Below are 10,248 nucleotides of genomic sequence, written 5' to 3'. Positions count from 1 at the left end.
CTCTTCGGTGAATCTGCTCTTTCTCATGCCCGTCATTCTCCAAGTTGACGGACTCCACTACGTTGAGACTGGTACGGCTGGGAGGGGGCAGGTCACGCGCTGCCTTCACTCGGCGCTGCATCGTTCGCAGTCGTGTCTTCCCGGCATGGCGGAACTACGGCAAGTCGTCGTTCTGGCGAAGGTGAGAATCGCGTTGCGGTCGATTGCAATGCGGCCGTGGCCCTGCACGACGCCACGACGCAGGATTGCGTTCCGCGCGGCACGTCGCGCAAACGCGCGTCACTTCGTGGGCATGCCCTCAAGCGTGTTCACAGCCTCTTGCAGTCCTGTCATGACTCGCTCCGCTACCAAGGGCGAGAAGTCTTTGGGCAACTGCGCCTGCACCTCTCGTATTACGCCTGGCGTCCGATCGATCAGGTTCGTGATGATGTCTTCGGCATCACGTCCGAGGCCCACCTTCTGTGCGGTGCTGTTGAAATGCCGCCTTTGGATGGTGGTCATGTTGTAGTGCCGGTTCTTGCCCAGTAGCGCCATCGCCATCTTCAAGTCGTGGAGCGACCATTGATTTGGTCCGCTACCGAGGATGGGGTAGGCCGACATCACGTCATACAACTTCGTGAGCTGGAACGCTCCGCCCGCGAGCAGACGGATGCTGAAATTCTTCGCGTGACCGTCGGGGGCGCGCAGTAGCCAGAACAGGATTTGCGTGGCCATCAATGTGCGCATGTCGTCTTCGGAATTCGCCGACTGCTGCAGGATCGAGAAGAGCTTGCTCAAGCCGGGCCCTCCCTCGTTCTCGTACTTGATCAGAGGTGACGTCCCCGTGGCCTGGCAGAAGTCTTCTTGGGGCAAGCGCAAGATGCGACCGTTCGAAAGCCGCCTGTCGAAGCGCTCGACAACCAGGACGCGCTGTTTCCCGAAGGAGGCGATGGTCGCGTCCGCCGCGGGCAGACCGTAGGCCTGAAGGAGCTTCAGGCACAGCCATTCGTTGTCCACTGAGGTTGAGAAGTCGGCCTGGCGCCCGCCAATCAGACCGAGAGGAAGCTTGAAGATGTGCGTGGTGGGTGTGGTGCCTCGAGGCTTGTTCCAAGTCCCGTTCCACCAAAGGAAGGCGTCCTTCTCCTGCGCGCCGGCGAGAGAGATGCGGAAGTCGTCATCCGGGTCTCCTGCTCCGCCGAACTTGTCGGGGTTGACGACGCTCAGGAGGTGTCGCTCGATGGATTCGTCGTCGACTGGCACGGCTTCGATCTGGTCGATCGATGACGGGGTCTCGGCCTCATCGAGCAGTTGTATGGCGCCCACGCAGTCGCGGCCGATGGCGTGGAGCAAATCGAATGCATCCACCGAGCCGGTCTTGAATCGCGCTGCGACTCGCTTTCGTATGTCCGCACTGTCCGGCAGCAGGTTGTCGAAGTAGTGTTCGACGGACGGTCCTTTGAGGGGCTCGTTGTGGGGATTGAAGGGCAAGGACAGAGAGAGGGGACGACCCACGGCCGAACGCACCCAGGCATCGTCGTAGCGCAGCTCCATGTCGCCGCGCGCCGGGATCGTCCAGCGACCAACGCGTTCGCCGTTTGACCAGAGGCCGAGGGACTGGCTGTGCGAGCGACGGCCCATCTCACCACTCCGTCTCTCGTGGCGCGGCCTCGGACGCGCCGCGCGCGCCAAGCTTGAGCTCGAGGCCCAGCATCGAGCACCAGGTCAAGAGTTGCTTGAAGCTCATCTCCTCGGGATGAAGCTCGAGGTATGAAACCCGGTTTTGGCTCAGGTTCAGTTTTGCGCCAATCGCGGTCTGGGTCAGCTTCAGTCGCTTGCGCGTGCTGCGCAGCATCTGACCTAGCTGGTCGCCGGACACGAGGGTTTGAGCGGGCAAGGCAGCCATAGAGTAGCCGTGTTTGTGCTATTTTTAGTTTAGCCTCATGTCAGCTAAAAGCAAAATAGCTGAAATGAAGTTAAATCTAGGATAGCCGAAATCAGGCTAGGCAGAAGGCCTCCAAGCCCGCGACGATCGAGTTGTCGCTCGTCCTCATGGCGAGCCTCCCGCCTGCCATGCGAGGAACGCTGCAGGGAGGAGGGCGGCTGCTGCAATCGCAAGTCCGGCCCAGGCGCGCGATGCGCTGCGCACCGCAAACACCCAGATCACGGATCCGGCGTAGAGGGCGAAGCTCGCGAGCATGCCGGTCAGAACTGCCTGGGGCGGCGTGATCGGAAGCGCGAGGGATGCAACGCTGCCCAGGGCGGCAAGCGCGTAGCCGCCCGCCACCGCGGCCACGATTCGCGAAATCAGAGGAGCCACGCGGCGGGCTCTAGCGCCGGGCGAGGTCACGCGGGGCATTCGTGATGGCAAGTCAGAGGTCCACGTTGTGTAGCTGCGACCACTTGTCGCGAAACGTATACAGAGTCCTTCATTCGTGTTGCGCAAATGATTATGATTCGCATTCTATTTCGATTCCGCGATTGCTCCTGAGGAGGAGGCGATCGTGCGAGTCGCCTGTCCACTCCCTTTCCTTGCAAGCAAAACAACATGATTCGGGCATCCAGAGCAACTGCATTTCCGTCGTCGACACAACTCAAACCAATCGTCTGGTGTATCGCCATGGCCCTTCCGGTCCTGGCTTCCGCACAGCAAAACCCAGAGACGCTGTCGCCTGTCACCGTCGAGGCGACGTCGGAATCCGCGGTTACAGAAGGCTCTGGGTCCTTCATCACGCGGGAGACCAGCACGGCGACGCCGCTGAGCTTGAGCCCGCGCGAAACGCCGCAATCGGTGTCCGTCGTGACGCATCAGCGAATCCAGGATCAGCGCCTCCAGACCATCACCGACGTCGTCAACAACACGACGGGCGTCTCGGTGAACCAGTACGAGACCAATCGCGCCTCGTTCGTCTCGCGCGGCTTCGAGATCAATACGTTGATGTTCGATGGGGTGCCAACGACTTGGGAGCAGCCATGGAGCTCAGGCGAGGTCTTCACCAGCCTGGCCATGTTCGACCGTGTCGAGCTCGTGAGAGGCGCGACCGGCCTGACGACGGGTGCAGGCGATCCTTCGGGCGCCATCAATCTGGTGCGCAAGCGCGCGAACAGCTCCGTCTTCACCGGCAACGTGGAGCTGGAAGCCGGTTCGTGGAATCAGCGCCGCGGATTGGTTGATCTGTCTACCGCGCTGAACGAAGCCAAAGCCCTGCGCGCGCGCATCGTGGCCGAGGCCACCGACCAGGACAGCTATATCCAGAATCTGACCCGCAAGAACGAGACGCTGTTCGCCACATTTGAAGCGGACTTGAGTCCGAACACGCTTCTCACAGCCGGCTTCAGCTATCAGAACGACAAGGCGCATGGCCCTATGTGGGGTGGCCTGCCGGTCTGGTACAGCAACGGCGCGTTTACGGACTGGGACGTCTCCAAGACCAGCGCCGCGCCGTGGACGAGCTGGGACACGCGCTACCAGACGTATTTCGCATCGCTGGAGCATCGCTTCGCCAATGACTGGAATCTGCGCATGAGCTACACCCATGGCGAGCGCAAGGCGGACTCGTATCTGCTCTACTCGTACGGCGCACCCGACATCGTGACGGGACAAGGCATGTCCGCGCTGCCCGGCTCCTACAAGGTCAAGACGAAGCAGGATGATTTCGGTATCCGCCTCGACGGCTCGTTCGATCTGCTGGGTCGCAAGCACGAAGCGGCGTTCGGCTTCGTGAGTTCGAGGCAGGACTTCGGCGCCCAGGATCGGCAGGCGACGCCCGCGTTTGGAGACATCTCGAACTTCAACGTGTGGGGTGGAACCGCCTACCCGGCGCCGCTGTGGGGGCCGTTGTCCTACTACGGCAAGAGCAAGACCGATCAGGATGCCATCTACGGCACGGCCCGCTTCCACGTGAGCGACCCACTCAAACTGATCGTAGGCGCGCGCGTCACCAACTACGAGAAGAGGGGCGACGACATCTACACCAACCCCTTCACGCTGAAATACAACGAGGAGATCACGCCCTACATCGGCGCGACCTACGACCTGTCCAAGCAGCTGACCGCGTATGCGAGCTACACCGACATCTTCCTGCCGCAGAACGCCCGCGACATCACCGGCAGCTACATCGAACCCATCAAGGGCGAGAGCTATGAGCTTGGGCTGAAGGGCGAATTTCTCGATCGTCGCCTGAATGCGTCCGGCGCGGTGTTCCACATCAAGCAGAAGAACCTTGCGGTGGCAACGACGGACACGATCGTCGGCATCGGTGGCCTGCCTGAAACGGCCTATCGCGCTTCAGATGGCGCGACCAGCGAGGGCTTCGAGTTCGAACTGAGCGGCCAGCTGGCGCCTGACTGGAATCTCACGGCCGGGTACACGCAATTCACGCTTCGCGACGCGGACGGACAGGACGTGAACACGATCTATCCGCGCAAGCTGCTGCGTCTGTTCACTACCTACCGACTGCCGGGCGCGTTGAACAAGCTCACCGTGGGCGGCGGCGTGAGCTGGCAGGGCAAGACTTACACGAACGCAATCAATCCGCTGGGCATCCTGCAGACGATCGAGCAGGGGGCCTACGGGCTGGTCAACCTCATGGCGCGCTACGACTTCACCGAAAAGCTGTCGCTGCAGTTGAACATCAACAACGTGACCGATCGCAAGTTCTACGGCATGTTCGATGCGTACAGCCAGATCACCTACGGTGCGCCGCGCAACGCCACGCTGACGATGCGGTACCGGTTCTGAGACCCGATGGTCATTGAGCGAAAGTCCGCCTTCGTGTCGACGCCTCCACTTCGTGCAGATAGGTCGTGAAGCCATCCCTGGCCGGTGCAACTGAGTTGAGCAGCATCACCGCGCTGACCTGCCCACGATGGCCGGCTCCGTGAGTGACGACATGCATCAGCATTTCCTCGCGGGACATGCTTCCGGGTGCGCCATCGGTGAACGCGAAGTCGATACGTTCGGCCAATTGGTCGACGTCGAGCGTCGAGACGTAGTCGATGTATTCCTGGTCACTCTTTCTGAGGTCGGAGGACAAATCTCCTAGCGTTGGCATATCGGCCAAATTGGCCGATATGTACGCGTGTGGCTTCCGCCTGATGTGCGCGGCGAAGATCCGGTCGACGACATACGTGTGACTCAAAGCCTTGATTGCCAGTGTGGTGATGGGGGACTTCTCATTGAACCGGTCCAGCGCCGTTAATAGGTGATCATTCGCCCAGGCTTTGTATCTGAACAGAAGATGCAATGTGTTGTTCATCGAAGGGCTCCTATTGAGGTTGCACGCTACGTTCGCATGCGTTCAGAATATGAGCGATCCCTCGCTTTTTCTACTCGCATTGACGGAGGCGAAAAATGGCGCGCAAACCGGTCGTCAAGCCCAGGAAAATTGCCACTCAGAACCGGTCGCGCGCGACTGTGGACAGCTTGATCGAGGCAACTGCTCGCATTCTGGTCAAGGAGGGCTTCGACAAGGCCAGCACCAATCGCATCGCTGAAGTCTCGGGGGTGAGCGTTGGTTCGCTCTATCAATATTTCCCCAGCAAGGAGGCGCTCGTCGCAGCCGTGATCGAGCGCCACCAGCAGGAGATCATGCAAACAGTGCGCAGCGAGCTGGCGCAGGTCTTGGACCAACCAGTCGAAGAAGCAATGCGAAAATTTGTCGCTGTTGCCGTGAAGGCGCACCGTCTCCAGCCTCAACTGCATCGCGTTCTTGCCGAACAGATTCCGCGCGTAGGCAAGCTCGAGAAACTGGAGAACTTCAGTCGTGAGAACTTCAGTTTGTTCAGGGCCTATCTCGAAGGAGTCCGAGACGAACTCGGTGTCGAAGACCTGGAGTTGGCGTCCTTTGTATGCGTGACCACGATCGAGGCATTGACGCACAACGCGGTGCTGCACCATTCGAACACATTGACGGACGATCGGATGGATGCCCTCATCAACGAAGGTGCGCGTCTCGTAACCGGCTATCTGAATGGCTGATCGGCCTTAGCCAGGTAGTCCGAGCACATCGGCACCCCACGGCGTGCTCCAGTCTTCGCCTCGATAGAGTGGATCCTCCGAGATCAAAGGCCACCCTCCAGTCGAGCCAGTTCCGGAATCCACTGCGTGACGATCGGCCGGACACTTCCCCAGATAAGCAGGCCTAGTATTCCCGCAACGGCGATGCAGAGCGTTGCCCGCACCAGCTTGCCGACCAAGTCTGGATTGCGCGTTCGCAAAACGAACGAGAGGCTGAATGCGAGACTCGTGAATGAGGCCAACACCGCCCCGGTGCCCGCGACGCTGGGCGATATGCTGCCCTGCGAAGCCAGGGCAGCCGCGGCGGCCACCGCGCTGGCGCTGGACATCAATCCCCCCACCACGCAGACGAAGTAGAACCCCACGTCGCCGAACTGACGCTGGGTCAGCCCGCCGACGACATGCAGCACCAGAAACACGACTCCGTACTTGAGCGCCAGCGGTAACGAGAAAGGCAGTTCGAGCTTGATCTCCGGCGACTTCTCGCCCAGACGATGCCGACGCCTGCCATAGCTCCACATCACGATGGCAATGCTTGTCGCCAGCATCAGTGCGAACGCGGCCAACGAGCCGAGCAAGGCCAACGGCGCAAGGATCAAGAGCAACGTTGCGTTGCGCATGATCATCGCGGACGTTGCAAGAAGGATTCCCCGATAGGCTGAATCCACAGTTCCTCCTGGCGATTGCTTCACGCGCGACGACAACTCGATCACCGTGAAGTTGCTGTTTACCAGCCCGCCGAGGAAGCCCGAGAGCTCGGTGCCACGAGCGCCATACAGCTTCCAGAGGATGTAGTTCACGAAGCCGATGCCGGCGATGAGGATTACCGTCACCCAGGCTGCCCTGGGGTCCACGAGTTTCCACGGCCCCACCGGGCCCGCTGGCAAGGCTGGGTAGATCACGATGGCCAGAATTGCCAGCAGAAGGGCAGACCGCATCTCGCCTTCGGTCAGTCCAGTGGAGAGGCCAGCCAATCGCTCCTTCCAGGCCAGGAGTGCCGTCGCGATGACCATCACAGCCGCCGGGGAGATGGTGTGGCCCTGGCCGCAGAGAATGCCGGCGACACAGGTGACAAGCATCGCGGCTGACGTGGTCAACTCAGTCCCTTGTCCCGCGCGCAGCGTCTGCACGTTCAGAAGGACAGCCAGCATCCCGACCAGCGCCAGGATCAAGAGCGCGAACGCGACGCCGAGAGATCCGCCCAGCGCGCCGAGGAGCGCTATGAATCCGAAAGTGCGCAGCCCGGCTTCTTTGCCGCGCCGCTCGCGCTCCAGTCCGATCAGAAGGCCCAGCGCGAGGCTGAGCGCCAAGCGCACGAGAATCTGCAGGTAGGGCCATTCGACATTGGGCAGTACTGGCGGGGGCTCAAACATGACCGCGTCATCTCCACGTTGGTTGGATGCCTACATTTTCATCGCGAGCGATTCAGCGTGCTTTCCCTGTTCTTCGTGCTGATGGTCGGTCTGTTTGCCGGATGCGTGAGCGGCGTCATTGGAACGGGTTCCTCCTTGTTGCTTTTGCCCGTCCTAGTCCAAGTGTTCGGGCCGTCGAAGGCGCACGGCGGGAGGGCGACGATCGAGGCTTGAGCATCGATTCCGGCATCGCTGACATGCGTTCGGCCCATCAAGTCCTCGGTACAGACTACGACCTCGTCATCTCGTGCGACAACTCCGTTCCGCACCTGTTGACTGATGACGACCTACTTCTTGCGTTTCAGCAGTTCCATAGCTGTTTGCGGCCCGGGGGCGGATGCCTCATCATTGTCAGGGACTGCGCAAAGGAAGCGCGAGGATCCAATCTCGTCAAACACTACGGAGCCCGTGTCGAAAACGGAAAGCGCTACGTGCTGTTCCAGATTTGGGATTTCGTTGATCACGACTACTGCGATCTATCCTTCTTTGTTGTTGAGGATGATCTGGCGAGTGGGCAGGTGCGCTCGCATGTGATGCGGTCCAGGTACTACGCCGTCGCAACTGCGCACCTCTGCGATTTGATGCTCAGGGCCGGATTTGAAGGCGTGAAGAGACTCGACGACGTGTTCTACCAGCCCGTTCTTCTGGGCACCGAGTCCGCATGATGGCCTTGACTCCAAGAGTGCCAGGCAAGCACCCCGTCTAGAACGTCCACCGAGCACTGACCCGAACAGTCCGCGGCTCCATCGGGTGGATGTGCCTGTCATCAATGCCACTGCCGCAAGCACCTCTGGCGACTTCTCCTGCCGTGCACGAGGCGTAGAAGTACTCGATGTCGTTGCCCTTGCTGCCCGCCAGATTGAACACGTCCAGGCCCAGACTCAGGTTCTTGTTCACCGCGTAGCGCGAGCCGAAGTTGAGCAGCGTGGTCGAACTCGATCGCACGGTGTTGGTGGTGTCCAGGGCGCGCGGCCCCATGTAGCGCAGGCGCAGCGTGGCCATGAGGGGGCCGCTCGTCCACACGACACCAGCAGAGACCGCAGTCTCGATGGCGTTGTCGATGTAGTTGCCCTCGCCTTCGGGCGGTGTGCCGCGAAAGCGGGCACGCGACAGTGCCGCGTCGACATCGAAGCTCCAGTGCGAGGACGGCATCCAGCGCATCGTTGCCTCGATGCCGCGCCGGTTGCTGGGTCGTCCCGGCTCAGTGGTTCCGGCGTCGCCCACGTAGACCAGCTCTGAATCGAGGTTGAGCATCCACAAGGCAGTCGTCAGGCTGAACTGCTCGCTGGGCTGGAAGCGCCAGCCCAACTCGGCCCCATGGCCCTTGACCAGCGCGGGGACCCTCTCGGCGGGCAATCCGGACTGGGGGTCGACAGTGATGGTGGCTCCGCGCACGTCGTTGCCGTGGAAGCCGGTGCCTGCGTTCAGGTAGAGCTCATTCGCAGGATTCACCGTGAAGGCGAGGCCCGCCTTCGGCGTCACGATGGCATCGTTCCCGCTTCCACTGTTGACTGGGCCGTAGATTGGCTCTCGCCCATGGACGTCGTAGTACAGCGCGTCACCGCGAGCCCGAGGTAGCCTCGCCAGCGGTCGCTGAAGTTCACGAGTTGCTGGCCGTAAATGGAAAAGAGGTCTTGGGAAACCTTGTCGTCGCGCACGGTCTGATAGCGCTCGCGAAATTGCGTGTTGTAGAGGCCTACGCTACCGATGCGATCGCCGCGCCACTGGCCGCCGAAGCTCAGGATGCCGTCCAGCGCACCCAGTTTGTTGGGCATCGAGTGCGAGGCCTGCGACCCGTAGACCTGGCGTTGGTCGCTCTGCTCGAACTGGTCGCCCCGCTCGGGGTTGTTCAGGAAGTACGTGAAGTCGGAGAAAAGTTCGAAGCGGTAGTCGATGGCATAGGCATTGACCTGCGTCTGGCCATCAGGCGAGTTGTCGAACCACTGGCCCGACAGGCTCAGGCGTCGCGTGTCGCCGCCATCGGTCGGATTGAGAGACCCATAGCGGTTCAGTTCGCCCGAGTCGATGAGACGCTGCGGCACCTGGTCTGTGGCCGTCCAGTCGCTCTTGTAGGCCATGCCGGTGATGCTGAAGCCACGCGTCTGGCTGCCCTGCGAATAGCGCAGCACTGCGTTGGCCTTCTTCAGGTTCTCCGGCACCTCCCAGGGACCGTCGTTGCCGACAAGCTCCAACGCGGCCATCCAGGTCTGGTCCTGCACGGTGCGCGAACCGGCGGTCAGCAGCCGTCGGTAGTTGTTGCCGCCCAAGGTCACTTCGGTAAACGGCGCATCCAGCGCGCTGAGGTAGTCCATGGACGCGCTTCCCGCGAGGGAGAAATCACCGTTCTCGACGCAGTACGGACCCTTGCGGTAGCGCACGCCCGAGACCAGTTCCGGAATGAGGAAGTTCAGGTCCGCATAGCCCTGGCCGTGCCCATGCGTGGGCATGTTCACCGGCATACCGCTGACCCACATCGAGAAGTCGGTGCCGTGATCCAGGTTGAAGCCGCGCAGAAAGTATTGGTTGGCCTTGCCATCGCCCGAGTGCTGCGTGGCGACGACGCCGGGCACCACCTCGACGATGTCACCCGGGCGCAGCTTGGGGCGCGACTGAAAGGACTCTCGCTCCACGGCCCCTTCGCTGGCGCTGTCTGCGTTGCCTATCGTCGCATCGCGCGGGCCGCGCACCTCGATCTCGGGCAAATGGCTGGTCTGGGCCCAAGCCTGCACGCCACCGCCGGCCCACAGGAGGCCCGCAGCAGCGGATGAATTGAGGAGATTGCCGAGTCGTTCGCGTCGCGGGGATTTCGTTCTTCTTCTGGACGTCATGCGTAAGAAGATA

At 61.3% G+C, this 10,248-nt stretch carries 10 protein-coding genes and 1 pseudogene; 4 read left to right on the top strand and 7 right to left on the bottom strand.

Going from position 1 to position 10,248, the window contains the following annotated elements; genetic code table 11:
- Positions 1 to 279: 279 nt before the first annotated feature.
- The 3 genes from FHW64_RS32115 to FHW64_RS32105 form a co-directional block, all read right to left on the bottom strand.
- A complete protein-coding gene (locus FHW64_RS32115; protein ID WP_184533159.1) occupies positions 280 to 1,617 on the bottom strand; it encodes a type II toxin-antitoxin system HipA family toxin in 1,338 nt (445 codons plus the stop codon).
- Between the two features lies 1 nt (position 1,618).
- Complete coding sequence (locus FHW64_RS32110; RefSeq protein ID WP_184533157.1) at positions 1,619 to 1,882, bottom strand: transcriptional regulator; 264 nt, start codon at positions 1,880 to 1,882, stop codon at positions 1,619 to 1,621.
- 144 nt (positions 1,883 to 2,026) lie between these two features.
- Positions 2,027 to 2,335 (bottom strand): DUF3649 domain-containing protein, encoded by a 309-nt coding sequence (locus FHW64_RS32105; protein WP_184533154.1) that lies wholly within the window; start codon positions 2,333 to 2,335, stop codon positions 2,027 to 2,029.
- A gap of 261 nt (positions 2,336 to 2,596) precedes the next feature.
- On the opposite strand from FHW64_RS32105, the gene FHW64_RS32100 reads away from it, so the two are divergent.
- Positions 2,597 to 4,717, top strand: coding sequence for a TonB-dependent siderophore receptor (locus FHW64_RS32100; RefSeq protein WP_260306523.1), 2,121 nt, complete (start codon positions 2,597 to 2,599; stop codon positions 4,715 to 4,717).
- 10 nt (positions 4,718 to 4,727) lie between these two features.
- Here the strand turns inward: FHW64_RS32100 and FHW64_RS32095 are convergent, their stop codons facing one another.
- Entirely contained in the window at positions 4,728 to 5,234 is a 507-nt protein-coding gene (locus FHW64_RS32095) for a DinB family protein (protein ID WP_184533150.1), read from the bottom strand.
- 95 nt (positions 5,235 to 5,329) lie between these two features.
- On the opposite strand from FHW64_RS32095, the gene FHW64_RS32090 reads away from it, so the two are divergent.
- Positions 5,330 to 5,956 (top strand): TetR/AcrR family transcriptional regulator, encoded by a 627-nt coding sequence (locus FHW64_RS32090; protein ID WP_184533147.1) that lies wholly within the window; start codon positions 5,330 to 5,332, stop codon positions 5,954 to 5,956.
- 83 nt (positions 5,957 to 6,039) lie between these two features.
- Here FHW64_RS32090 and FHW64_RS32085 read toward each other — a convergent pair whose 3' ends face one another.
- A complete protein-coding gene (locus tag FHW64_RS32085; RefSeq protein WP_184533145.1) occupies positions 6,040 to 7,368 on the bottom strand; it encodes an MgtC/SapB family protein in 1,329 nt (442 codons plus the stop codon).
- An 81-nt stretch (positions 7,369 to 7,449) separates the two neighbouring features.
- On the opposite strand from FHW64_RS32085, the pseudogene FHW64_RS34655 reads away from it, so the two are divergent.
- A pseudogene (locus tag FHW64_RS34655) lies at positions 7,450 to 7,551 on the top strand (sulfite exporter TauE/SafE family protein); the annotation flags it as partial.
- A gap of 26 nt (positions 7,552 to 7,577) precedes the next feature.
- Positions 7,578 to 8,072, top strand: a complete 495-nt coding sequence (locus tag FHW64_RS32080) for a hypothetical protein (RefSeq protein WP_184533143.1) — start codon at positions 7,578 to 7,580, stop codon at positions 8,070 to 8,072.
- A 37-nt stretch (positions 8,073 to 8,109) separates the two neighbouring features.
- On the opposite strand, the gene FHW64_RS34650 is transcribed toward FHW64_RS32080, so the two are convergent.
- Complete coding sequence (locus tag FHW64_RS34650) at positions 8,110 to 8,931, bottom strand: TonB-dependent receptor domain-containing protein (protein WP_409350666.1); 822 nt, start codon at positions 8,929 to 8,931, stop codon at positions 8,110 to 8,112.
- On the bottom strand, positions 8,886 to 10,235 hold the full coding sequence (locus FHW64_RS34645) for a TonB-dependent receptor plug domain-containing protein (protein WP_260306522.1): 1,350 nt from the start codon (positions 10,233 to 10,235) through the stop codon (positions 8,886 to 8,888). Before FHW64_RS34645 ends, FHW64_RS34650 begins: the two co-directional genes overlap by 46 nt.
- Positions 10,236 to 10,248 lie beyond the last annotated feature (13 nt).

This window comes from Variovorax sp. Sphag1AA (assembly GCF_014192575.1).
In the GTDB taxonomy this organism is placed as follows: domain Bacteria; phylum Pseudomonadota; class Gammaproteobacteria; order Burkholderiales; family Burkholderiaceae_C; genus Variovorax.
The sequence above is the reverse complement of the archived record's forward strand: the minus strand, read 5'-3'. Positions and strand labels throughout refer to the sequence as shown.